Source organism: Rhodobaculum claviforme, from assembly GCF_016653255.1.
Classification (GTDB): Bacteria; Pseudomonadota; Alphaproteobacteria; order Rhodobacterales; family Rhodobacteraceae; genus Rhodobaculum; species Rhodobaculum claviforme.
The window spans coordinates 1-22,778 of the sequence record NZ_NHSD01000278.1; the positions used below are offsets into that span (position 1 = coordinate 1).

Annotated in this window: 18 protein-coding genes, 1 tRNA gene and 1 other annotated feature; of the genes, 9 read left to right on the top strand and 10 right to left on the bottom strand. The window is 69.9% G+C overall.

The genetic code is table 11. The features are described from left to right. The coding region (locus CCR87_RS11305; RefSeq protein WP_201157629.1) for a response regulator at positions 1–2,528 on the top strand (2,528 nt) is incomplete at its 5' end. Between the two features lie 26 nt (positions 2,529–2,554). Here the strand turns inward: CCR87_RS11305 and CCR87_RS11310 are convergent. From CCR87_RS11310 to ssb, 7 genes are all read right to left on the bottom strand, one after another. After that, complete coding sequence (locus tag CCR87_RS11310; protein WP_201157630.1) at positions 2,555–2,689, bottom strand: entericidin A/B family lipoprotein; 135 nt, start codon at positions 2,687–2,689, stop codon at positions 2,555–2,557. A gap of 246 nt (positions 2,690–2,935) precedes the next feature. Continuing rightward, positions 2,936–3,664, bottom strand: coding sequence for a Crp/Fnr family transcriptional regulator (locus tag CCR87_RS11315; RefSeq protein WP_201157631.1), 729 nt, complete (start codon positions 3,662–3,664; stop codon positions 2,936–2,938). Between the two features lie 527 nt (positions 3,665–4,191). Continuing rightward, a tRNA-Gln gene (locus CCR87_RS11320) sits at positions 4,192–4,266 on the bottom strand. 88 nt (positions 4,267–4,354) lie between these two features. After that, complete coding sequence (locus tag CCR87_RS11325) at positions 4,355–4,624, bottom strand: hypothetical protein (RefSeq protein WP_201157632.1); 270 nt, start codon at positions 4,622–4,624, stop codon at positions 4,355–4,357. Positions 4,625–4,742: 118 nt separating this feature from the next. Next, a complete protein-coding gene (locus tag CCR87_RS11330; RefSeq protein WP_201157633.1) occupies positions 4,743–5,504 on the bottom strand; it encodes a hypothetical protein in 762 nt (253 codons plus the stop codon). Between the two features lie 264 nt (positions 5,505–5,768). Then, positions 5,769–6,230, bottom strand: coding sequence for a thioredoxin-dependent thiol peroxidase (gene bcp / locus CCR87_RS11335; protein WP_201157634.1), 462 nt, complete (start codon positions 6,228–6,230; stop codon positions 5,769–5,771). 82 nt (positions 6,231–6,312) lie between these two features. Next, on the bottom strand, positions 6,313–6,795 hold the full coding sequence (gene ssb / locus CCR87_RS11340) for a single-stranded DNA-binding protein (RefSeq protein WP_201157635.1): 483 nt from the start codon (positions 6,793–6,795) through the stop codon (positions 6,313–6,315). A gap of 138 nt (positions 6,796–6,933) precedes the next feature. Between ssb and CCR87_RS11345 the strand changes: the two genes are divergently transcribed. Next, positions 6,934–7,515, top strand: coding sequence for a lytic transglycosylase domain-containing protein (locus CCR87_RS11345; protein ID WP_201157636.1), 582 nt, complete (start codon positions 6,934–6,936; stop codon positions 7,513–7,515). 157 nt (positions 7,516–7,672) lie between these two features. On the opposite strand, the gene CCR87_RS11350 is transcribed toward CCR87_RS11345, so the two are convergent. Next, positions 7,673–11,125 carry a pyruvate carboxylase gene (locus CCR87_RS11350; RefSeq protein ID WP_201157637.1) on the bottom strand — a complete coding sequence of 1,151 codons (3,453 nt, stop codon included), beginning with the start codon at positions 11,123–11,125 and terminating at the stop codon, positions 7,673–7,675. Between the two features lie 159 nt (positions 11,126–11,284). On the opposite strand from CCR87_RS11350, the gene CCR87_RS11355 reads away from it, so the two are divergent. Both CCR87_RS11355 and topA read left to right on the top strand, forming a co-directional pair. After that, a complete protein-coding gene (locus CCR87_RS11355) occupies positions 11,285–11,749 on the top strand; it encodes a BLUF domain-containing protein (RefSeq protein ID WP_201157638.1) in 465 nt (154 codons plus the stop codon). Positions 11,750–11,930: 181 nt separating this feature from the next. After that, complete coding sequence (gene topA, locus CCR87_RS11360; protein WP_201157639.1) at positions 11,931–14,684, top strand: type I DNA topoisomerase; 2,754 nt, start codon at positions 11,931–11,933, stop codon at positions 14,682–14,684. Between the two features lie 134 nt (positions 14,685–14,818). On the opposite strand, the gene katG is transcribed toward topA, so the two are convergent. Continuing rightward, positions 14,819–16,993, bottom strand: a complete 2,175-nt coding sequence (gene katG / locus CCR87_RS11365) for a catalase/peroxidase HPI (RefSeq protein WP_201157640.1) — start codon at positions 16,991–16,993, stop codon at positions 14,819–14,821. A gap of 145 nt (positions 16,994–17,138) precedes the next feature. Here katG and CCR87_RS11370 point away from each other — a divergent pair, with 145 nt between their 5' ends. The 5 genes from CCR87_RS11370 to CCR87_RS11390 all read left to right on the top strand — a co-directional run bounded on the left by CCR87_RS11370 (position 17,139) and on the right by CCR87_RS11390 (position 22,117). Beyond that, positions 17,139–18,053: a hydrogen peroxide-inducible genes activator gene (locus CCR87_RS11370; RefSeq protein ID WP_201157641.1), complete on the top strand. Its 915-nt coding sequence runs from the start codon at positions 17,139–17,141 to the stop codon at positions 18,051–18,053. 195 nt (positions 18,054–18,248) lie between these two features. Beyond that, positions 18,249–18,674, top strand: a complete 426-nt coding sequence (locus CCR87_RS11375) for a nuclear transport factor 2 family protein (RefSeq protein ID WP_201157642.1) — start codon at positions 18,249–18,251, stop codon at positions 18,672–18,674. Continuing rightward, positions 18,671–19,558, top strand: a complete 888-nt coding sequence (locus CCR87_RS11380; RefSeq protein ID WP_201157643.1) for a polysaccharide deacetylase family protein — start codon at positions 18,671–18,673, stop codon at positions 19,556–19,558. Before CCR87_RS11375 ends, CCR87_RS11380 begins: the two co-directional genes overlap by 4 nt. Positions 19,559–19,657: 99 nt before the next feature. Beyond that, positions 19,658–19,724: a sequence feature (sul1 is cis-regulatory element that is thought to sense ions involved in sulfur or methionine metabolism; They are found in Alphaproteobacteria), on the top strand. A gap of 20 nt (positions 19,725–19,744) precedes the next feature. Then, a complete protein-coding gene (locus tag CCR87_RS11385; protein ID WP_201157644.1) occupies positions 19,745–21,253 on the top strand; it encodes a SulP family inorganic anion transporter in 1,509 nt (502 codons plus the stop codon). Positions 21,254–21,274: 21 nt separating this feature from the next. Then, complete coding sequence (locus CCR87_RS11390; RefSeq protein WP_201157645.1) at positions 21,275–22,117, top strand: universal stress protein; 843 nt, start codon at positions 21,275–21,277, stop codon at positions 22,115–22,117. Between the two features lie 4 nt (positions 22,118–22,121). Here the strand turns inward: CCR87_RS11390 and CCR87_RS11395 are convergent. Further along, a partial coding sequence (locus CCR87_RS11395) for a HesA/MoeB/ThiF family protein (protein ID WP_201157646.1) occupies positions 22,122–22,778 on the bottom strand: 657 nt, incomplete at its 5' end.

The window sequence follows — 22,778 nt, forward strand, 5'->3', positions numbered from 1 at the left end:
TGTCGGCCGGGGCCGAGCCGCTGGTGCTGGCGTGCTTCATCGACACCCCGCGCGCCGCGCCCGCCGACCCCGCGGCCCCCGCCGGGTCCACGGCCCCCGGCGACCGCCGCGTGGGCGACATGGAAGCGGATCTGGAGGCCACGCGCAGCGATCTGTTCGATGCCCTGCGCGACCTCGAGCAGGAAGTCGAGGCCCACAGGACCGACGCCGCCGAAGCGCTGTCGATCAACGAGGAGTTCCAGTCCACCAACGAGGAACTCCTTGCCTCCAAGGAGGAGCTGCAATCCCTCAACGAGGAGTTGACCGCCCTCAACAGCCAGCTGCAGGAGACGCTGGAGCGCCACCGAACCACCGCCAACGATCTGCAGAACGTGCTGTTCAGCACCGATGTGGCGACGCTGTTTCTGGACCTCGACCTCAACATCCGCTTCTTCACCCCCTCGGCGCGGGCCGTCTTTCGGGTGATCCCGTCCGATGTCGGCCGCCCGCTGGGTGATCTGGCGGCGGTGCTGGCCGACCCCGGGCTGATGGCCGATGCCCGCACCACCCTGGCCGAGCGCAGCACGAGCGAGCGCGAGATCGGCGGGGCCGACGGGGTCTGGTTCCTGCGCCGCATCCAGCCCTACCGCGCCGAAGGCGGAGTGGTGGAGGGCGTGGTGATCACCTATCTCGATATCTCGGAGCGCAAGCGCATCAACGCGGCGCTGCGTGCGGCGACGAACGAGGCGCAGCGGGCAACCCGGGCCAAGTCGCGCTTTCTGGCCGCGGCCAGCCACGACCTGCGCCAGCCGCTGCAATCCATGGCGCTGCTGCACCGGTTGCTGGCGGGACAGAAATCCACCACCGAGGGGGTGCGGCTGGCCAGCCTGATGGACCAGACCCTGATGGCGATGGCCGAGATGCTGGACTCCATGCTGGAGGCGAACCGCATCGAATCGGGGATCGTCCGCGCCAGCATGCAGCCGGTGGCGCTGGCGCCGCTGATGCGCCGAATCGCCGACGAATATGCCCCCCAGTGCGCGCTGAAGGGCCTGAAGCTGCGCTGTGTGCCCAGCGACGGCCACGTCCACAGCGACCCGCGGCTGCTGGAGCAGATCCTGCGCAACCTGATGTCCAACGCCCTGAAGTACACGCCGACGGGGGGCATCCTGCTGGGCTGCCGGCGGCGTGGCGGGGATCTGGTGATGGTGGTCTGCGACACCGGGGTCGGCGTGTCCGCCTCCGAGGCCGAGGCGATCTTCGACGCCTATCGCCAGGGCGACAACGCAGCGACGCTGGCGGCGCCCGGGCTGGGGCTGGGGCTGTCGATCGTGCAGCGGCTGGCGCGGCTGATGGGGCATCGCGTCACCGTACGTTCGGTCCCCGGCAAGGGGTCGGCGTTCATGGTCACGCTGCCTCGGCTGTCGGCTGCCCGCCACGCGCCCGGCCCGCACGCCACCTCCGTGGCGGCGGAGGGGACGGCCGCGGCGGCACCCGACACGCCCCGCCCGGCCCACGCGCGGCGCCCGACCGGCACGATCCTGCTGGTGGAGGACGAGACCCCCCTGCGCGACCTGCTGGCCGAGGTCCTCGTGGCCGAGGGGCACGAGGTCATCGCCCGGCCCGACGCCCGCTCTGCGCTGGCCTGGGTCGACCGCGCGGGGACGCGCCCGAATGTGCTGCTGACGGATTTCGACCTGCATGGTGCCATCAACGGCCTGGGGCTGGCGCAAAAGCTGGCCGACAGGCTGGGGACCGCGGTGCCGAGCATCATCCTGACTGGTGACATCACCGCCGGCACGCGCCGGGCCATCGCCCGGACCGCGTGCCACCAGATCGCCAAGCCGGTGCGCCCCGAGGTGCTGCTGGCGCTGATCGGCGAGATGATGGAACAGGGGCGCCGCAGCCTTCCGAAACCCACGCCCCGGCCCGGCGGCGCCGGCATCACCATCCATGTGGTCGACGACGACCCGCTGATCCGCAAGACGATGCGCCACCTGTTCGAGGCCGAGGACTGGTGCGTTGTCACCCATGCCTCGGCCGAGGATTTCCTCGCCGCGCCCCGGACCGAGGGGGACGCCTGCCTGCTGGTGGACAATCTGCTGCCGGGCATGGATGGCGTGGCGCTGATCGCGCGGCTGCGGACCGAGCGGTCGCGGCTGCCTGCGGTGATGCTGACCGGGCATGGCGATGCCAGCACCGCGGTCGCGGCGATGAAGGCCGGTGCCTCGGATCTGATCGAGAAGCCCGCCAGCGCCGCCGAACTGCTGGCCAGCATGCGCCGGGCGATCGCGACGCGCGACACCGGCCCGGCCAGGACCGACGCGCGCGACACCGCGCAGGCGCGGTTTTCAGCGCTGACCACGCGCGAACGCCAGGTTCTGGCGCGGGTGCTGCAGGGCGCACCGAACAAGATCATCGCCGCCGATCTCGGCATCAACCAGCGCACGGTGGAAAACCACCGGGCCTCGGTCATGCGCAAGACCGGCGCGACGTCGCTGCCGGAGCTGGTGCGGCTGGCGCTGGCCGCCGATGCCGCGGACGGCTGAGCCGCCGGCGGCAGGGGCAACCGGCGTCAGTTCGCCGCGCGGGCTTCCTGCTGGATGGCGCCGCCGGCGCGCGAGATGTCCTGTCCCGCGCCCTCGACCGTGTTGCAGGCGGCAAGGGCAAGCGTGGCAAGCACCAGAAGCAGTCTGGAAGGAAGGGTCATTCGGCATCTCCTCGATGAATGAACAGGTAACGCGGGCGGCGGCGTTTCGTTCCGCCGGGCCCGGACACCCACGCAGGCCGAGCCGCAGGCCCCCCCCGCGACGCCAGCGCCAGCGCCACGGACACGGGCACGGGCACGGGATCCGAACTGGCCCCGAATTGACCCCGGAACGGCGGCGACATGGCCCGCCCTCGCACGCCGCCCCCGCACGCCGGATCCGTGACATCCGCCCGCCTTGCACGCGGATCAGCGCAGCAGCGGGTGGTCCTGATCGAGATAGGCCATGTCGAACCCCGCCAGCGCCGCCATCCGGCCGAAGTCGCCAAAGACCACGCGCCCGTGCTGGAACCGCACCAGATCGGCCTCGCGCAGCTGGCGCAGGACGCGGTTGACGTGCACCGCGCTGAGGCCCAGCGCATCGGCCAGGTGATACTGCGTCAGCGGGCAGTCAAAACCCGTGCTGTCGCCGATCCCCACAAGTTTCAGGCGTGCGCCCAGCTCCAGCAGGAAATGCGCCATGCGCTGTTCGGCGGTGCGTCGGCCGATGTTGACCAGATGCTCCACCACCATCGCCTCGTCGCGCGAGGCCGCCCACAGCACGGCGCTGGCCAGCCGCGGCGCCCTGGAGAACGCCTCCAGGATGTCCGAGGCAAGCAGCTCCGAGGCCTCGATCGGGGTCACCGCCTCGACGCTGTGGTCCGAGGTGCGGAACAGGATGCTGTGCAGCCCGAGGAAATCGCCCGGGATCTGGACGTTGACGATCTGGCGGTCTCCGTTGGGTTGCAGCTTGAAGGCACAGCTCCAGCCCCGGGCCAGAATGAAGGCCGAGGCATTGGTCTGCCCCTCGTGCAGCATCTCGTGGCCGGCCCGGAACTGCCGCCGGCGCCGGTCCAGCCCCGCCAGCGTGGCCAGATCGGCGTCGGACAGGGCCACAAAGGCCGAAAGCTTCAGGGTGAGCGGGCTTGGCTTGGGCATGGTCGAAACACCGGCAGGGACCATTGGCCGCGCGCATGGCCTGCGATCCGGAAAAGGGAACATGTCGCGCCACCCGGGATCGGTACGGCAACTCCGACAACGCCCCTTTTGCGGATCTGTTCCGCAGGCTTAATACGGGCACCCGATACAGCCACCCGATACGGGCACCCGATGCGGACACTTATGCGGGCTCCGATGCAGGCCTCCACCCGGCTCGGACCCCGTCGCCGGGGGCCACGGCGCCCACGCGCGCCCCCCTGGCCGCGGTTTTGCCCCGGCACATCGCCCCGGCATGCCGGGGCCACCAGCAGCCGCGCTCCGGGCGGTCAACGGCGGCGGGACCGCCCGATCCGGCGTCGGACGGCCTGGTTTGTCCGTGGCCGGGCAGAGATCACCGGCCGCGCGCACATGAGCAGAGGGGGGGAACGACCGCGCGGCAGACCGGCAGGACCCCCGGACGTGCGCACCACAGCCCGCGTCGCGTCCGGAGGAACACACGCAGGGCGGCTGTTATCGATCGGGAATTCTGGCTGGGGCGGTAGGATTCGAACCTACGGTACACGGTACCAAAAACCGTTGCCTTACCACTTGGCTACGCCCCAATGCCCCTGCCTCATACTCAAGCGGTCGGGAGGGTGCAAGACGATCCTGCGGCCCGAGGTGCGGAAAATCGCACCTCGGGCCGGGCGCTCAGTGGACGAGGTCGCGCCCCGCCCGCAAGCCGAGAACGGACAGGACGGCCGTGGCCCAGCCCGCCAATCGACGGTCGTCGGTGCGGCGGGCGGGCACCACCGGGCGGGCAAGGTTGCGCAGGGCGACGGGGCCCGTCACCGCCTCAGCGATCGAGGCGGGCGTGTGCTGGCGCGGGCTGCGCACATGGCGCCGCGCCGGCGTACCACGGGACAGGCTGTTGGACTGGCTGCGGGACGGGCTGCGGGTTGGGCGTTGGGAACGGGTCATGGAGGCCTCCTCGCGGATCAGGGGTCGCAGTCGGGGAATCGCAGTCGGCGATCAGTGTCGCGGCGGCAGCTGCCGGAAGGGAGGGCGCGGCAGGGGCGCAGGCCCCATGCGGACCGCCTCAGGCCCGGCGCGACCGGCGCCAGCCGAGGCCGCCCAGCAGCCCCATGCCGCCCAGCAGCATCCAGCCCGCGGCCGGCAGCGGCACGACACCGACGCCCTCACCACCCGTGCCGGGAAACACCTCGTCATCGCGGACGATCGGGCCGGTGTCGTCCACATCGCAGTCGGAGGTGGTGGACAGCAGGCTGAAGGTCTGCACGCCCCCGCACGGGCAGCAGACATCGCCGCCGGGAAGGCCGATTTCGATCCGGGCGCCATCGGGGCGGTACCACAGGGTCGCATGCGACAGCACGCCGACGCTGCCACCCGGCCCTTCGGTGCTCCAGCTGCCCGACAGCGCCTGCCCCGCATCGAGCCGGAAGGCGCCAAAGCCGGAGGCCTGCTTGAGGACCAGGACCAGATCGGCATAGGCGCCGGGGTTGGATATCGACCAGGTCCCGTCACCCCGGGAGACCGGCGCCGCGTCGAAGGACGGAACCGTGCCGCCCTGGGGGCCGGCGGCCCCGTCCTCGACCTTCTGGGCCGTGACCCAGCCGGTGAGCGAGAACACCTCGGTGGTGTCGTTCCAGGAGTCGTTGCCCGAGTCGCAGAAGCCCTTGATGCTGGCATCGCCCTGGGTGACGGTGAACTCCACCTGTGTCGTCTCGCAGCTGGCGGCCATGGCCGGCAACGCGGAAAGCCCCATCATCAGCCCCGCCATGGCGCCAAGGCCGCGGCGCAGGGGGGTCGAGGTCGGCATCGTGGTGCGGTTGAAGGTCATGTGTGGTCCCATCTGTGTGGCGATCCGCGTCTGGCCGATCCGGCGTTGCACCCGGAGGGGGTGCGGCACCGGCGCCAACTGCGCGGCTTGCGTCGAGACAGGGATACTTCAGGGCCGGTCCGGCCGCGTGCCCGCGAAAGCACAGTGTGCCACCGCAAGCGGATGGCGACTTATCCGGACGGGTAGGTGGTCATGCGGAAACCCGGACACGGCGGGGGCCAAGGGTGCGGCCCCGCCGGGACGGGGGACCGCACGGGGTGCGCGTCACAGGGCGCGCGCGGCCTCCAGCACCGCGTCGACATGGCCCGGCACCTTGACCTTGCGCCAGACCCGGGCGATCTGCCCCTGCGCATCGATCAGGAAGGTCGCGCGCTCGATGCCCATGTAGGTCTTGCCGTACATCGCCTTTTCGACCCAGACGCCGAAGCGCTCGCACACGTCGGCGCCCTCGTCCGAGGCCAGGATCACGCCCAGCCCGTGCTTCTTCACGAACTTGTCGTGGCTGGCAACGCTGTCCTTGGAGATGCCGATGACAACGGTGTCCGCGGCGGCAAAGGCGTCCGCGGCCTCGGTGAAGCCCACCGCCTCCTTGGTGCAGCCGGAGGTGTCGTCGCGGGGATAGAAGTACACCACCACCTTCTGCGGGCGCAGGGCCGACAGGGTGACCGTATCCCCGCCGTCACGCGGCAGGGTGAAATCGGGGGCGGGATCGCCGATATCAGGCATGAAGGACCTCCAGGGATGTGACTGTGTTCCCGGGCGCCGGGACCGGGTCGGGTCGGGTCGGGTCGGGTCGGGTCGACAGAGTTCAGAACGGGATCTCGTCGTCCAGATCGCTGCGTCCGCCGCCCATGCCACCCGCGGGCGCGCGGCTGGCGCCGAAGTCGTCGTCGCGCTGGTACCCGCCCCCCTGGGAGCCGCCGCCGCCGCCGCCCTCGCCGCGGGCATCGAGCAGCGTCAGCTCGCCGCGATAGGGGCGCAACACCACCTCGGTGGAATAGCGGTCCTGGCCGGACTGGTCCTGCCACTTGCGGGTCTCCAGCTGGCCCTCGATATAGACCTTGGAGCCCTTGCGCAGATACTGCTCGGCGATCTTGGCCAGCGGCTCGGAAAATACCGCGACGCTGTGCCACTCGGTCTTCTCGCGCCGCTCGCCGCTGTTCTTGTCGCGCCAGGTCTCGGACGTGGCGATGCGCAGGTTGCACACCTTGCCACCATTCTGGAACGTGCGGACCTCCGGGTCACGCCCGAGGTTGCCGACGATGATGACCTTGTTGACCGAGCCTGCCATGGGCCCCTCCCCGATTCTGATGCCTGTGTCCCCGACAGCTTACACCACAGCACCGCGCGCGGGAAAAGCCGCCCGCGGCTGGCGCGGCGGCCACAGGACCGCTAGGATGTGGATGGTCAGGTGGCAAAAGGGGGTCCCATGCGTGCGGGATGGACAGTGATGCTGGCCCTGGGGCTGACGGCGACGGACGCAATGGCGCAGGGCGGGCTGCCGGCCTCGCCCGAACGGATGCGCGCGCTGGAGGCGCAGTCACGGCTGCTGGACGGGCGGCTGGCGCAGCAGTATTCGCACTCGGTCCGGCTGCTGCCCCCGTCGAGCCGCCGCGACGCGGCGATCCCGCCGTTCCAGGGGCGCTACGCCGGGCCATGGCTGGAACCCGCCCGCGCCGCCGCCCGACGTCACCGCATCCCCGAGGATCTGTTCCTGCGCCTCGTGCAACGCGAATCGGCGTGGAACCCGGGCGCGGTCTCGCACAAGGGCGCGATCGGACTGGCCCAGCTGATGCCCGGCACCGCAGCGCAGCTGCGGGTGGACATCCACGCCCCGGACCAGAACCTCGAGGGCGGCGCACGCTACCTTCGGATGATGCACGACCGCTTCGGCGACTGGCGGCTGGCGCTCGCGGCCTACAACGCCGGCCCCGAGGCGGTGGCCCGCCACGGCGGCATCCCCCCCTACGCCGAGACCCGCGCCTACGTCGTGGCAATCCTGGGCGAGTGACCCGCCACGGGCCTGCGCGGCGCAGCCCGCGCCGGGGCCGAGGGGGCTCGATGCCCCCGAGGCGCCGGGCTCCGGATCGGGCTAGGGCTCGGCGCCGGACCCCGGGACAGCCTCCGGTTGGGGCTCCGGTTGGGGCTCCGGTTGAGGCGCAGCGTCCTCAGCCCTCCTCGGGCTCGAACTCGATCAGCAGGTCCTTGGCTTCGATCTGCGCGCCGGGCTGGACATGGACCGCCTTGATGGTGCCGCCGTGGTCCGCATGCAGGCCGGTCTCCATCTTCATCGCCTCGATCGTCAGCAGCAGGTCGCCCGCGCTGACCTTCGCGCCCGGGCTGACGGCGATGGCCGCAACCGCACCCGGCATCGGCGCGCCGACATGGGCGGGGTTGCCCTCGGCCGCCTTGGGGCGCTGGGGGGTCTCGGCCTTGACCTTGCGGTTGGGCACCCGGATCGTGCGCGGCTGGCCGTTCAGCTCGAAGAACACCCGCACGTCGCCGTCCTCGGTGGTCTCGCCCAGCGTGATCAGCCGGACCTCCAGCGTCTTGCCCGGGTCGATCTCCACCGAGATCTCCTCGCCCGGGGCCATGCCGTAGAAGAAGTTCCGCGTCGGCAGCGTGCGCACCGGCCCGTAGATCCGATGCCGCCCCATGTAGTCGAGGAACACCTTGGGATACATCAGATACCCCGCCAGGTCCTCGTCATCGATGCGAAAGCCCTCCAGCTCCTCGATGACGCGGGCGCGGGTGTCGTCGATGTCGATGGGATGGGCGTGCAGGCCGGGGCGGTCGGTGAACCGCGCCTCGTCCTTCAGCGCCTTCCTGGAAATCGCCTCCGGCCAGCCGCCCGGGGGCTGGCCCAGATTGCCGCGCAGCATGTCGAGCACGGAATCGGGGAACGACACCTCCACCTTCGGGTCCTCCACCTGCGCCCGTGTCAGCCCCTGCGCCACCATCACCAGCGCCATGTCGCCCACCACCTTGGACGACGGCGTCACCTTGACGATGTCGCCGAACATGGCGTTGGCGTCGGCATAGGCGCGCGCCACCTCCGGCCAGCGGTCCTCCAGCCCCATGGAGCGCGCCTGCGCCTTGAGGTTGGTGAACTGCCCCCCCGGCATCTCGTGCAGATAGATCTCGGAGGTCGGCGACTGCTGCCCGGTCTCGAAGGCCGCGTAATGCGCGCGCACCTGTTCCCAGTAATCGCTGATCCGCCGGATCGTGCCCATGTCCAGCCCGGTGTCGCGCGGCGTGTTGCGCAGCCCCTCCACGATGGAGCCCAGCGTCGGCTGCGAGGTGTTGCCCGACAGCGCGTCCATCGCCGCGTCCGCCACGTCCACCCCGGCCTCGGCCGCCGCAAGGATCGTGGCGCCCCCCAGACCGGACGTGTCGTGGGTGTGGAAGTGGATCGGCAGGCCCACCTCCTCCTTCAGCGCGCGGATGAGCACCCCGGCCGAGGCGGGCTTGAGCAGCCCCGCCATGTCCTTCAGCCCGAGGATGTGGCAGCCCGCGTCCCGCAACTCATGCCCCAGCCGGACATAGTAATCGAGGTCGTATTTCGCGCGATCGGGATCGAGGATGTCGCCGGTGTAGCAGATCGCCCCCTCCAGCACCTTGCCCGAATCCAGCACCGCATCCATGGCAACGCGCATGTTCTCCACCCAGTTCAGGCTGTCGAACACGCGAAACACGTCGATCCCGGTCTCGGCGGCCTGGCGCACGAAGAACTGCACCACATTGTCGGGATAGTTGGTGTAGCCCACCCCGTTCGCGCCGCGCAGCAGCATCTGCGTCATCACGTTGGGCATCGCCTTGCGGATGTCGCGCAGCCGCTGCCACGGACACTCCTGCAGGAAGCGATAGGCCACGTCGAAGGTGGCGCCCCCCCAGCATTCGACCGAGAACAGCTGCGGCAGCGCCGAAGCATAGGCCGGCGTCACGCGGATCATGTCGATCGACCGCATCCGGGTCGCCAGCAGCGACTGGTGGGCGTCGCGCATCGTCGTGTCGGTCAGCAGCAGATGCGGCTGGTCGCGCAACCAGTCCGCCAGCGCCTGCGGCCCCTCGCGCTCCAGCAGGGTGCGGGTGCCGGGTGCCGGGGCCGCGTCGAATTCGGGCGCGCGGGGCTCCTTGATCTCGGGGCGCGGGCGGGGCCGGCCGGCGACCTCCGGATGGCCGTTGACGGTGATGTCGGCCAGATAGGTCAGGATCTTGGTCGCCCGGTCGCGCCGCTTGCGGAACTTGAACAGCCCGTCGGTCGTGTCGATGAACTGGGTGGTGTAGGTGTAGTCCAGAAACGACGGGTGCTTCAGCAGGTTGATGACGAAGTCGATGTTGGTGGCCACGCCGCGGATGCGGAACTCGCGCAGGGCGCGGTCCATGCGGGCGATGGCCTCCTCGGGGGTGGGGGCCTTGGCGGTGACCTTTTCCAGCAGCGAATCGTAATAGCGGGTGATGACCGCCCCGGAATACGCCGTGCCGCCATCGAGCCGGATGCCCATGCCCGTGGCCGAGCGATAGGCCGTGATGCGCCCGTAATCGGGCACGAAGTTGTTCATCGGGTCTTCGGTCGTCACCCGGCACTGGATCGCGTGGCCGCCCAGCGCGATGTCGCCCTGGCTGGGCTTGCCGGTGGCCTCGGACAGGGTCGCGCCTTCGGCGATGCGGATCTGCGCCTTGACGATGTCGATGCCGGTGACTTCCTCGGTCACGGTGTGTTCGACCTGGACGCGGGGGTTCACCTCGATGAAGTAGAACCGGTCGGTGTCCATATCCATCAGGAACTCGACCGTGCCCGCGTTCACATAGCCGACCTCGCGGCCGATCTTCAGGCCCAGCTCGCAGATCTCGGCGCGCTGTGCCTCGGTCAGGTACGGCGCGGGGGCGCGCTCCACGACCTTCTGGTTGCGCCGCTGGACGGTGCAGTCACGCTCGAACAGGTGATACAGCCCGCCATGGCTGTCGCCGAGGATCTGCACCTCGACGTGGCGGGCGCGCTCGATCATCTTTTCCAGATACCCCTCGCCGTTGCCGAAGGCGGCCTCGGCCTCGCGCCGGCCCTCGCGGACCTTGGTCTCAAGTTCGCCGGCCGCGCGGATGGGCCGCATGCCGCGCCCGCCGCCGCCCCAGCTGGCCTTGAGCATGAGGGGAAAGCCCACCTCGTCAGCCCAGCGGCGGGTATCGTCCATGCTGTCACCCAGCACGGGCGAGGCCGGGATCACCGGCACGCCCGCGGCCTCGGCCACGCGGCGCGCGCTGGCCTTGTCGCCCAGCCGGCGCATGATCTCGGCCGAGGGGCCGATGAAGGTCAGCCCCGCCGCCGCCACCGCATCGACGAAATCGGGGTTTTCGGACAACAGCCCATAGCCGGGGTGCACCGCGTCCGCCCCCGACAGCTTTGCCACGCGGATGATCTCGGGGATCGACAGATAGGCCGCCACCGGCCCCAGCCCCTCGCCGATGCGATAGGCCTCGTCGGCCTTGAAGCGGTGCAGGCCCAGCTTGTCTTCCTCGGCGTAGACGGCGACCGTGCGCTTGCCCAGTTCGTTGGCCGCGCGCATCACGCGGATGGCGATCTCGCCGCGGTTGGCAATCAGGATCTTGCGAAAACTGCTCATGGATCGGCGCTCCGTGCGGGGGCGTGGTGCAGGCGTATGTGCCCCGTCGTGATAGCCTTCGCGGCGGTGCAGCACAATTCCGAACACGGGGGCGCAATGTCACGCAATGTTAATTCCCGTGCGGGAAAACACCCCGAACAGCCCGCCACAAAACCGACCATGCAACGCATCATTTACCTCAGCTCCGCCCCTGCCCCGCTGACGCCCGAGGATCTGGGCGCGCTTCTGGCGGTGTCGCGGCGCAACAACGCAGCCACCGGAATCACCGGCATGCTGCTGTATCACGACCAGAACTTCCTCCAGGTGCTGGAGGGCGAGGAGGACGCGCTGTCGGACTGCTTCAACCGCATCGCGCGCGATACCCGGCATCGCAACCTGATCGTGCTGTGGCGCGACACGGTGGCCGCGCGCGCTTTCGGGGCATGGCAGATGGGCTTTGCCCGGATGCAGGATCTGTTCGCGGACCCGATGTCGGGCGGGATGCCGGGGGTACTGTCGCTGCACGATCTGGCGCGCGACGGGTTGAACCACGCCGATGATCCGGTCGTCGAACGACTGGTGCGCGTGTACCTGCGCGGCTTTCCCGACCTCGCCGCTGACAGGGTGGGCCATGCGCGCCCCTGACCGGAGCCGATGACCGGAGGCGATGACCGGAGCCATGGCCGGGAACCTGCCCGCCCCCCCTTGGCCCGCGCCCGTGATCGTCGCATTGACACGCTGCGGGCTTGCCACGCAGATCGCCGCACCATAGCTGGAAGGATCGTCGCGGCCTTGCCGCCCCCCTGCCCGCCCGTCCGGAGGTCCCATGCCCGTTGTCGTCGTCGAATCCCCCGCCAAGGCCAAGACGATCAACAAGTACCTGGGGGACAACTATACCGTTCTCGCCTCGTACGGGCATGTGCGGGACCTGCCGCCCAAGGACGGGTCGGTCGACACCGAACACGGATTCGACATGAAGTGGGAGGTGGCGGCCGACAGCCGCAAGCACCTGCGCGCCATCGCCGACGCGCTGAAGACCGACCCGGAACTGATCCTCGCCACCGACCCCGACCGCGAGGGAGAGGCGATCAGCTGGCACCTGACCGAGGCGCTGTTCAAGTCCAAGGCGCTGAAGAAGGACACCCCCGTGCGCCGGGTGGTGTTCAACGCCATCACCAAGGCCGCCGTGACCGATGCGATGGCCAACCCCCGCGACGTCGACATGGAACTGGTGCGCGCCTACCTCGCGCGCCGGGCGCTGGACTATCTGGTGGGGTTCAACCTGTCGCCGGTGCTGTGGCGCAAGCTGCCGGGCGCGAAATCAGCCGGTCGGGTGCAATCGGTCTGCCTGCGCCTGATCGTCGAGCGCGAGATGGAGATCGAGGCGTTCCGCCCGCAGGAATACTGGTCGGTGGCGGCGATGCTGCGCACCCCCCGCGGCCAGGAGTTCGAGGCCCGGCTGACCAACCTCAGCGGCAAGCGCCTCGACCGCTTCGACCTGAACACCGCTGCGCAGGCCGAAATGGCCGTGCAGGCCGTCTCCAGCCGCGATCTCGCGGTGGCCGGGGTGGAGGCCAAGCCCGTCAGCCGCAACCCCGCGCCGCCCTTCATGACCTCCACCCTGCAGCAGGAGGCCAGCCGCAAGTTCGGCATGGGCGCCAAGCAGGCGATGTCGGCGGCCCAGCGCCTCTATGAGGCGGGCCACATCACCTACATGCGGACCGACGGCATCGACATGGCGCCCGAGGCCGTCACCGCCGCGCGCAAGGCGGTGGGCGAGTTCTTCGGCGCCGAATACGTCCCCGAAAAGCCCCGCATCTACAAGAACAAGGCCAAGAACGCCCAGGAAGCGCACGAGTGCATCCGCCCCACCGACATGTTCGCGCGTCCCGAAAGCCTGCGCCTGGTGGATGCCGATCAGCGCCGCCTCTACGAGCTGATCTGGAAGCGCACCATCGCCTGCCAGATGGCCGGCGCACGGATGGAACGCACCACCGTCGACATCACCAGCCGCGACGGCGAGGTGGGCCTGCGCGCCACCGGCCAGGTGGTCCTGTTCGACGGCTTCCTGCGCGTCTACGAGGAAGGCCGCGACGACGACGGCGACGAGGATGGCAAGCGCCTGCCGCAGATGACCGAGGGCGAGGCGCTGGCGCTGTCGCCCGAGGGCGGCTACGGGCCCGCCTTCGCCCGCGCCGTGGCCGACAGCGAGACCGCCCCGCAGGAGGCCGTCGGCCTGACGCGCCACCCGGCCGCGGTGATGGCCGCGGGCGCGGCGGTGCTGGGGCTTCAGCACCACACCCAGCCGCCCGCGCGCTACACCGAGGCCACGCTGGTCAAGAAGATGGAGGAGATCGGCATCGGCCGCCCCTCCACCTATGCCTCGATCGTGACGACGATCCAGGACCGTGGCTATGTGCGCAAGGACAAGAACCGCCTGATCCCCGAGGACAAGGGCCGGCTGGTGACGATCTTCCTGCTGACGTATTTCAACCGCTACGTCGGCTACGACTTCACCGCCGATCTTGAATCGCAGCTCGACCACATCTCGGCCGGCGGGCGCGACTGGAAGGAGGTGCTGGAGTGGTTCTGGCGCGACTTCTCGGCCCATCTGGCGGAAACCGCCGATCTGCGCATCACCGAGGTGCTGGAGACCATCGACGAGGCGCTGGCGCCGCACCTCTATCCCCCGCGCGAGGACGGCAAGGATGCGCGCCTGTGCCCCGGCTGCGACAAGGGCCGGCTGAGCTTGCGCACCGCGCGTTCGGGCGGCGCGTTCCTGGGCTGCTCCAACTACCCCGAGTGCCGCTACACCCGCCCGCTGTCGGCCCCCTCGGGTGAGGGCAGCGGCATCCCCCCCGAAGGGATGCTGCTGGGCCATGACGACGGCGACGCGATCACCCTGCGCACCGGCCGCTTCGGCCCCTATGTCCAGCGCGGCGAGGCGACGGAGGAGGTGCCGAAGCCCCCGCGCTCATCCCTGCCCAAGGGCTGGACGCCCGAGACGACGGATCTGGCGCGCGCGCTGATGCTGCTCAGCCTGCCGCGCCCCATCGGCCCCCACCCCGAGGACGGCGAGACGGTGGAGGCCGGGATCGGCCGCTACGGCCCCTTCATCCGCCACGGCAAGCGCTATGCCAACCTCTCGGAGGTCGACGAGGTCTTCACCGTCGGCATGAACCGCGCGGTGGAGTTGCTGGCGCAGAAGGCCGCACGCGGCGGCGGGCGCACGGCGGCGGCCCCCCTCAAGGAGCTGGGCGAGCACCCCGACGGCGGCCCGGTCTCGGTGATGAGCGGGCGCTACGGGCCCTATGTGAAATGGGCCAAGATCAACGCCACCCTGCCCAAGGACATGCCCCCCGAGGAGATCACGCTGGAGCAGGCGCTGGAGCTGATCGTGGCCAAGGCGGGCAAGACCGCCAAGGCCAAGGCCCCGGCAAAGAAACCCGCCGCCGCAAAGAAGACGGCCACAAAGACGGCAACCCGGACCACCGCCAAGAAATCCGCGACCGGCAAGGCCGCGCCGAAAAAGACCGCCGCCGCCAAGCCGCCCCCCAAGGCCGCCGCCGGCGACGGCTGACCCGCCGCACCGGGCCGCACCGAACGAAAAACCCCCGCAACCCTTTCGGATTGCGGGGGTTTTCTTAACGGCGCAGGGGCGTCACGCCTGGCGCCCCTGCGCAGGCTGGCCCGGCCCGAAGGCCGGGCAGCGGATCAGGCGATGTCGAAGCGGTCGGCGTTCATCACCTTGACCCAGGCGGCGACGAAGTCGTGCACGAACTTCTCGGCGCTGTCGTCCTGGGCGTACACCTCGGCATAGGCACGCAGCACCGAGTTGGAGCCGAACACCAGATCCGCCCGCGTGGCGGTCCACTTCTGCGCGCCGGTCTTGCGGTCCACGATGTGATAGAGGTTCGTGCCCTTGGGCACCCACTTCCACCCCATGTCCGTCAGCGCCACGAAGAAGTCCGTCGTCAGCGCGCCGGGCCGGTCGGTGAACACGCCATGCGCGGTGCCGCCGTGGTTGGTGCCCATCGCGCGCATGCCGCCCACCAGCGCCGTCATCTGCGGCGCCGTCAGGCCCAGCAGCTGTGCGCGGTCCAGCATCAGTTCCTCGGGGGAGACGACGTATTCCTTCTTCTGCCAGTTGCGGAAGCCGTCGGCGACGGGCTCCAGCGGCTCGAAGCTGTCGGCGTCGGTCATCTCGTCGGTGGCATCCCCGCGACCGGGGGCGAAGGGCACCTCGATGTCGAAGCCCGCGGCCTTGGCCGCCTGCTCGACGCCCAGGTTCCCGGCCAGCACGATCACGTCCGCGACGCTGGCGCCGGTCTCGGCCGCGATCGGCTCAAGGGCCGCCAGCACGCGGGCCAGACGCGCGGGCTCGTTGCCCTCCCAGTCCTTCTGCGGCGCCAGCCGGATGCGCGCACCATTGGCGCCCCCGCGCAGGTCCGAGCCGCGGAAGGTCCGCGCGCTGTCCCAGGCGGTGGCGACCATGTCACCCACCGACAGACCCGTCGCGGCGATCTTCGCCTTGACCTCGGCCACGTCGTAGTCGGTGCGGCCCGCAGGCACCGGGTCCTGCCAGATCAGGTCCTCGGCCGGCACTTCGGGCCCGACATAGCGCGCCTTCGGCCCCATGTCGCGGTGGGTCAGCTTGAACCACGCCCGGGCAAAGGTGTCGGAGAAGTAGTCGTGGTCCGCGGCGAACTTCTCGATGATGGGCCGATAGACCGGGTCCATCTTCATGGCCATGTCGGCATCGGTCATGATCGGGTTGAGACGGATCGAGGGGTCCTCGACGTCCACCGGCTTGTCTTCCTCGCGGATGTTCACGGGCTCCCACTGCCAGGCGCCGGCGGGGGATTTCTTCAGCTCCCACTCGTAATTCAGCAGCAGGTGGAAATACCCGCCGTCCCACTTGGTCGGGTGGGTGGTCCACGCGCCCTCGATCCCCGAGGTCACCTGGTCACGGCCCACGGCGCGGGTGGAATGGTTCATCCAGCCCATGCCCTGCTCCTCGAGGCCCGCGGCCTCGGGCGCGGGGCCCAGGTTCTCGGCCCGGCCGTTGCCGTGGCACTTGCCGACGGTGTGGCCACCGGCGGTCAGGGCCGCGGTCTCCTCGTCGTTCATGGCCATGCGGGCAAAGGTTTCGCGCACATGGGCGGCGGTGCGGATCGGATCAGGCTCGCCGTTCACGCCTTCGGGGTTGACGTAGATCAGGCCCATCTGCACGGCCGCCAGCGGGTTTTCCATGGTCGCTGCGTCGTCCACGCTGCCGTAGCGCTCGTCCGAGGGGGCGAGCCATTCCTTCTCGGCGCCCCAGTAGATGTCTTTCTCCGGGTGCCAGATGTCCTCGCGGCCAAAGGCGAAGCCGAAAGTCTTCAGGCCCATGGATTCATAGGCCACGTTGCCGGCCAGGATCATCAGGTCGGCCCAGCTGATCTTGTTGCCGTACTTCTTCTTGATCGGCCACAGCAGGCGGCGGGCCTTGTCGAGGTTGGCGTTGTCCGGCCACGAATTCAGCGGCGCAAAGCGTTGGTTGCCGGTGCCGCCGCCCCCGCGCCCGTCGGCGATGCGGTAGCTGCCCGCGACGTGCCACGCCATGCGGATCATCAGCCCGCCGTAGTGGCCCCAGTCGGCCGGCCACCAGTCCTGGCTGTCGGTCATCAGCGCATGCAGGTCCTGCTTGAGCGCCGCAACATCGAGGGACTTCAGTTCCTCGCGATAGTCGAAGGACCGGCCCATCGGGTCGGACTTGGTGTCGTGCTGGTGGAGGATGTCGAGGTTCAGCGCGTTGGGCCACCAATCCATGACGCCGGTGCCGCTCTGGGTGTTGCCGCCGTGCATGACGGGGCATTTGCCGGTCATCGGTGTGTTGTTGCCGTCCATGGGTTCTCTACCTCTTGCTGCTTCGCAATGCGTGGGTGCGGGTTCGGGGCGTGTCGCGAATCCGCCAACCCTGATGACGCGGTCGTAGCACAGTGCCTTCATCAATAAAACTTGCATTATCTTATCAAACCGATATGGAAACCCAATGACACGGATTTCCATGAAGCAGCTGCGCTACTTCGAGGCGCTGGCCCGCCACAGCCACTTCGGCCGCGCCGCCGAGGCCTGCGCGATCTCGCAACCCGCGCTGTCGTTGCAGATGAAGGAGCTGGAGGCGGTGCTGGGCGCCTCGCTGATCGAACGCGGCGCGCGCCAGGTGCGGCTGACCAGCCTGGGCGAGGCGTTTGCCGAACGTGCGCGCGACATCCTGCGCGCCGTCGACGAGCTTGACGATCTCGCCCGCGCGGCGCTCCATCCGATGACGGGGCGGCTGCGGCTGGGGGTGATCCCGACGGTGGCGCCCTATCTGCTGCCGGCGGTGATCAAGGCCATGGCCGCGCGCACCCCCGGCATCGAGCCCTTCCCGCGCGAGGCGGTGACGGCCAAGCTGATCGAGGGCTTGCTGGAGGGGCGGCTGGATGCGGCACTGGTGGCGTTGCCGGTGTCCGAACCCGCCCTGCACGAGGAGACGCTGTTCTCCGAGGAGTTTGTCCTGGTGCGCGCCCTTGCCGACGCGGACCGCCCCGTGCCGGGCCCCGACATGTTGCCGCGCATGCGCCTGTTGCTGCTGGAGGAGGGACACTGCTTTCGTGACCAGGCGCTGTCGTTCTGCGCCCCCTCGGGGCCCGAGCCACGCGACCTGATGGAGGGCAGCTCGCTGACCACGCTGGTGCAGATGGTCGGTGCCGGCATCGGCGTGACCCTGATCCCCGAAATGGCCGTGGCGATCGAGGCCCGCAGCGCGCCAGTGTCCATCGCGCGCCTGTCGCACCCCCGCCCGGTGCGCACCATCGGCATGGTGTGGCGCCGCACCAATCCCCTCGCGGGGCAGCTGAGCCATGTCGCGCGGCTGGTGCGCGACGTGGCGACCGGCCCCGAGCCATCCGACACCCCACGCTGAGGCCCCCCACCCCCGCAAAAACGGCGCGGGATTGCGCGGGACACCCCCCGCAGGGCGCGCCGGACCAGGTCCATCGCGCGTTCCCGCTTGACGCCGCCGCATCCCGGCGCAACCCCATGGATCGGCGGCTCCGGCTGCCGACTGCCCTGCCATGGGCCTGCCCAAGACCCTGCCCTTGCCGGATGGAGAGCACCGATGACCCCGACCCCCGATCCCCTGCTCGAGGCCAAGGCCCTCGTGGAACACTATCTGGAGCGCTCGATGGTGCCGGACCCGGAAGGCGCCTCGGCCTGTCTGGCGCCCGGGTTCGAGCTGATCTTCACCGGGGGCCGGCATTTCCACGGCCCGGCCGAAAGCGCGGGGTTCAACGCGAGACGCTATGCCTGGGTCAAGAAGCGGTTCCTGCGCACCGATGCCGCGCTGGACCCCGACACCGGCGACATCCACGTCTATAATACCGGCCATCTGTACGGGGAATGGCCCGACGGCACGCCGTTTGACGGCAACCGCTACATGGATTGCTTCGTGGTGCGCGCGGGCAAGATCGTGCGCACCGACGTGTGGAACGACAGCGCCGAAATCCTGCTGGACCGCGCGGGTCTGGCCGAGGCGCCGCTATGAGCCTGCCCGGCCACGGGCGCTACGACTACGTCCCCATCACCGAACGGGCCGATTACAGCTGGCCCGGGGGCGCACGGCTGGCGGTGTACATCGGGCTGAACCTCGAACACTTCGCCTTTGGCGAGGGGTTGGGCGCGGAGCTGGCGCCGGGCGGGCCGCAGCCCGACATCCTCAACTATGCCTGGCGCGATTACGGCAACCGGGTCGGCGCATTCCGGATGCTGGAGATGTTCGACGCGCTGCGCCTGCCGGCCAGCGTTCTGGCCAACAGCGCGATGTACGATTACGCCCCTCAGCTGATGGCCGCCTGGCGCGCGCGCGGCGACGAGGTGGTCGGCCACGGCCGCACCAACGCCGAACGCCAGAGCACCCTGTCCGAGGCCGACGAGCGCACCCTGATCGCGGACGCCACCGCCGCCATCACCGCCGCCGAAGGCACCCCCCCGCAGGGCTGGCTGTCCCCCTGGATCGCCGAGAGCCGCGTGACGCCCGATCTGCTGCACGAGGCGGGCTACACCTACACGCTGAACTGGTGCATGGACGATCAGCCGGTGTGGATGCGCACGCGGTCCGGCCGCATCCTGTCGATCCCATATCCGCAGGAGGCCAACGACATCCCCGCCATCGTCGCGCGCAAGGATGGCGCGGCGCAGTTCGCCGACACCCTGATCGACACCTTCGACGAGATGCTGGAGCAATCGCGCGCCCAGCCGCTGGTGATGGGGATCGCGCTGCACCCCTATCTGGTGGGCCAGCCGCACCGCCTGCGCCAGTTGCGGCGCGCGCTGACCCATATCGCCGCCCCGCGCCCCGAGGTCTGGATCACCCGCGCGGGCGAGATCAGCCGGTACTGCCACGACCAGCCGGAGGGGCTGATCCCGTGACAGGCGGCGGCGCGCGGGCGCCGTGGTGCGGGACGGCTGTGCGTGCCATGCCGGGGGGGTTGACGCAGGACCGGCGCCTTGGTCTATGCCGCCCCTGAACAAGGATCGGGCCTGCATGGAGTGCGGGCGCCGATGGCTACGCCGGGCGCCGATCCCCCGGCCAACATTTCTCCACCGGATTCCGCCATGACCCTGACCGAACGCCTGAGGGTGTATACCGACCGTTTTCGCGCCGAATGGCTGGGCAACCCGCGGGCCGAGCTTCTGGCGGGCCTCGTCGTCGCGCTGGCGCTGATCCCCGAGGCGATCGCGTTCTCCATCATCGCGGGGGTGGATCCCAGGGTGGGGCTCTATGCGTCGTTCTCCATCGCGGTGATCACGGCCATCGTGGGGGGGCGGCCGGGCATGATCTCGGCGGCGACGGCGGCCACGGCGGTGCTGTTCGTGACGCTGGTGCGCGACCACGGGCTGGAATACCTGCTGGCGGCGACGGTGCTGGCGGGGCTGATCCAGATCGCCATCGGGTCCCTGAAGCTGGCGTTCGTGATGAAGTTCGTCTCGCGCTCGGTGATGACGGGGTTCGTCAACGCGCTGGCGATCCTGATCTTCATGGCGCAGATCCCCGAACTGGTGGGCGTGCCGATGGTCACCTATGGGCTGGTGGCCGCCGGGCTGGCGATCATCTACGGCCTGCCGTACCTGACGACCGCCGTGCCCTCGCCGCTGATTGCCATCGTGCTGCTGACGGGGGTGGTGTGGTTCACCGGCACCGACGTGCGAACCATCGACGACATCGGCGCGCTGCCGGACTCGCTGCCGGTGTTCCTGATCCCCGACATTCCCCTGACGTTCGAGACGTTGCAGATCATCCTGCCGGTGTCGCTGGCGGTCGCCATCGTGGGCCTGCTCGAAAGCCTGATGACGGCGTCAATCGTGGACGAGCTGACCGACACGACCTCCAACAAGAACCGCGAGTGCGTGGGCCAGGGCGTGGCCAACACCGCCACCGGCTTCATCGGCGGCATGGGTGGCTGCGCGATGATCGGACAATCGATCATCAACGTGAAATCCGGGGGGCGTGCGCGGCTGTCGTCGTTCTCGGCCGGGGTGATCCTGCTGTTCCTGATCCTCGTGCTGGGGGATTTCGTGCGCAACATCCCGATGGCGGCGCTGGTGGCGGTGATGATCATGGTCTCTGTCGGGACGTTCTCGTGGAGCTCGGTGAAGAACCTCGCGGTGCACCCCGTCAGCTCCTCGGCGGTGATGGTGACGGTGGTGGCCATCGTGGTGGTGACGCACAACCTGGCGTACGGCGTGCTGGCGGGCGTGCTGCTGTCGGGGGTGTTCTTCGCCGCCAAGATCGCGCAGATCTTCCGCGTGCGCTCCGAGCTGTCGGCCGACGGCCGGTCGCGCCGCTACATCGTCGAAGGCCAGATGTTCTACGCCTCGGTCGAGGATTTTCTTGCGGCGTTCGACTACCGCGAGGCGCTGGACGAGGTCATCCTCGACGTCTCGGGCGCGCATATCTGGGACATCTCGTCGGTTGCCGCGGTGGACATGGTGGTGTTGAAGTTCCGCCGCGAGGGGGCCCGGGTCGACCTCGTGGGCATGAACGAGGCCTCCGAGACCATCGTCGACCGCCTCGGCGAACATCACAAGCCCGGCGCGCTGGACAAGCTGACGGCCGGTCACTGACACCGGCGGAGGAGAGAGCACATGGACACCATCGCCGCCTTCATCGACGGCTCCACCTATGCCGCGAGCGTGTGCGACCACACCGCCTGGGCCGCAGGCCACCTGGGCGCGCCGGTCGTGCTGGTGCATGCGCTGGGCCGTCCCGACAGCTCCAGCGCGCCGGCTGACCTGTCGGGCAACCTGCGCCTCGGCGCGCGCCGGGCGCTGCTGGAAAAGCTTGCCCGGCATGACCAGGACCGCGCCGCGCTGGCGGTCGAGCGCGGCCGCGCGATCCTCGACGACGGGCGCGCGCGCATGATCGCGGCCGCCGACATCGAGGTCACCCCCCGCCTGCGCCGCGGCGACCCCGTGGAGGCGCTGGAGGAGATGATGGAGACCACGCGCCTTGCCCTGATCGGCAAGCGCGGCGAGGACGCCAGCGGCGAGATGGTCCACCTCGGCTCCAACCTGGAACGTCTGGTGCGCGCCTCCACCCGCCCCGTGATGGTGGTCAGCCGCGCCTTTCGCCCGGTGGAGACGTTCCTGATCGCCTTCGACGGCGGCGCTTCGGCCACCCGCGCGGTCGAACGGGTCTGCGACAGCCCGCTGTTGAAGGGGGCCGAGGCGCATGTGCTGACCGCCGGCGGCAAGGCCGACCGGATGGTCGCGGCCGTTGAGCGCCTGCGCGCCGCGGGATTTGCCGTCACCGAGCATCACGCCGAGGGCGGCCCCGAGGAAGCCATCGCCGCCTGTGTCCGCGCGCATGGGATCGGCATGCTGGTGCTGGGCAAGTCCGGCCATTCGCGCCTGCGCCAGTTGTTCATCGGCTCCACCACGCTGGAGCTGATGCGGGTGTGCCCGGTGCCGGTGCTGATCTTTCCCTGACCCGTCAGGCGCCGCCGCAGACCGGGCAATCGAGGCGGCGGGGCACGCGGATCTGGCGGCTTTCACCCTCCAGCGCGTCGTGCAGGATCAGCCGCCCCGTCAGCGGCCGCCCCGCCCCGGTGATCAGCTTGATCGCCTCGACCGCCATCATCGCGCCCAGAATCCCCGGCAGCGGGGCGACCACCCCGGCCTCGGCGCAGCTGGGCACCTGGCCCGGGGCGGGACGGTCGGGAAAGGCGCAGGCCAGGCAGGGACCGTCGGCGGCCGGGTGATACACGCCGATCTGCCCCTCCCACTGGGCGATGGCGGCCGACACCAGCGGCAGGCCCGCCGCCACCGCCGCCCGGTTCACCAGCGCGCGGGTGTCGAAATTGTCCGACCCGTCCAGGATGATGTCGTAATCGGCGAACAGCTCGGCCGCGATGGCGTCGCTCAGCCGGCGGTTGTAGGGGCGCAGCGTGATGAACGGGTTCAGCGCCTCCACCGCCGCCTGCGCCGAAAACACCTTGGGCATCCCGATACGCCCGTCGGTGTGGATGATCTGGCGCTGGAGGTTGGAGTTCTCCACCCGGTCGTCGTCGATCACCCCCAGCGTGCCCACCCCGGCGGCGAGGGGCAGAAGCGGCTGCGCGACGCGCGGGTGCTGGTGGTGGGGGCGGGG

Excerpts from the sequence above, each read along its gene's own strand:
- CCR87_RS11385 (WP_201157644.1), top strand. The coding sequence starts at position 19,745 with ATGACCCTGACCGAACGCCTGAGGGTGTATACCGACCGTTTTCGCGCC.
- CCR87_RS11315 (WP_201157631.1), bottom strand. The coding sequence starts at position 3,664 with ATGCCCAAGCCAAGCCCGCTCACCCTGAAGCTTTCGGCCTTTGTGGCC.
- CCR87_RS11375 (WP_201157642.1), top strand. The coding sequence starts at position 18,249 with ATGACCCCGACCCCCGATCCCCTGCTCGAGGCCAAGGCCCTCGTGGAA.
- CCR87_RS11325 (WP_201157632.1), bottom strand. The coding sequence starts at position 4,624 with ATGACCCGTTCCCAACGCCCAACCCGCAGCCCGTCCCGCAGCCAGTCC.
- CCR87_RS11380 (WP_201157643.1), top strand. The coding sequence starts at position 18,671 with ATGAGCCTGCCCGGCCACGGGCGCTACGACTACGTCCCCATCACCGAA.
- CCR87_RS11310 (WP_201157630.1), bottom strand. The coding sequence starts at position 2,689 with ATGACCCTTCCTTCCAGACTGCTTCTGGTGCTTGCCACGCTTGCCCTT.
- topA (WP_201157639.1), top strand. The coding sequence starts at position 11,931 with ATGCCCGTTGTCGTCGTCGAATCCCCCGCCAAGGCCAAGACGATCAAC.
- CCR87_RS11345 (WP_201157636.1), top strand. The coding sequence starts at position 6,934 with ATGCGTGCGGGATGGACAGTGATGCTGGCCCTGGGGCTGACGGCGACG.
- CCR87_RS11355 (WP_201157638.1), top strand. The coding sequence starts at position 11,285 with ATGCAACGCATCATTTACCTCAGCTCCGCCCCTGCCCCGCTGACGCCC.
- CCR87_RS11370 (WP_201157641.1), top strand. The coding sequence starts at position 17,139 with ATGACACGGATTTCCATGAAGCAGCTGCGCTACTTCGAGGCGCTGGCC.
- katG (WP_201157640.1), bottom strand. The coding sequence starts at position 16,993 with ATGGACGGCAACAACACACCGATGACCGGCAAATGCCCCGTCATGCAC.
- ssb (WP_201157635.1), bottom strand. The coding sequence starts at position 6,795 with ATGGCAGGCTCGGTCAACAAGGTCATCATCGTCGGCAACCTCGGGCGT.
- bcp (WP_201157634.1), bottom strand. The coding sequence starts at position 6,230 with ATGCCTGATATCGGCGATCCCGCCCCCGATTTCACCCTGCCGCGTGAC.
- CCR87_RS11350 (WP_201157637.1), bottom strand. The coding sequence starts at position 11,125 with ATGAGCAGTTTTCGCAAGATCCTGATTGCCAACCGCGGCGAGATCGCC.
- CCR87_RS11390 (WP_201157645.1), top strand. The coding sequence starts at position 21,275 with ATGGACACCATCGCCGCCTTCATCGACGGCTCCACCTATGCCGCGAGC.
- CCR87_RS11330 (WP_201157633.1), bottom strand. The coding sequence starts at position 5,504 with ATGACCTTCAACCGCACCACGATGCCGACCTCGACCCCCCTGCGCCGC.